We start from the raw sequence: 538 nt of genomic DNA, 5'->3' as shown, positions 1-538 counted from the left end.
GTGGTCTTTCATTCAAATATGAAATGATTCTTAATGAATCACTCATTTCGTCGACATCGAACAACCATTGCGGAGGTAAAAATTCTTTCATTCCATCAACATTGCTTGCTATAACCGTTTTTCCTAATTTGATAGCCTCTATCATAACAAGCGGTACCCCTTCAAATTTTGAAGGAATAATTACACTTCTGCATTGAGCCAAGCGGTGGGCAACATCTTCTGATCCCAACCAACCACAGAAAAACACATTATGCATGCTACCGTATTTATTTCTTACCGCTTTAGAAGCGTCGTCATTCCCATCGCCAATTATGTGTACCTCGAAAGCATCAGATAATTCACTTCTAACAAAATAATCGAGGAACAAATCTTGTCTTTTTTGATTAAGATCTATTCTACCAATGATTAGTAAAACATTATTTCTTTGACTATCATTAGTTTGTTTCGGATATGAAGGGGTATCAATGAAGTTCATAGCTACCCTTATCCTGGAAGCATCTACATTAAAATTATTAATCAACTCTTCTTTGTTAAATTA

Annotated in this window: 1 protein-coding gene; it reads right to left on the bottom strand. The window is 34.9% G+C overall.

Annotation, left to right across the window (positions count from 1 at the left end; genetic code table 11):
• Positions 1-475, bottom strand: a 475-nt coding sequence (locus IPZ49_RS23005) for a glycosyltransferase family 4 protein (protein ID WP_193762905.1), incomplete at its 3' end; no start/stop codon positions are given.
• Between the last annotated feature and the right edge of the window lie 63 nt (positions 476-538).

Origin of the sequence: Enterobacter cloacae complex sp. S2, assembly GCF_015159675.1 — a bacterium.
In the GTDB taxonomy this organism is placed as follows: domain Bacteria; phylum Pseudomonadota; class Gammaproteobacteria; order Enterobacterales; family Enterobacteriaceae; genus Enterobacter; species Enterobacter intestinihominis.
Note: the sequence above shows the minus strand (reverse complement) of the source record. Positions and strands in the feature narration are given on the sequence as shown.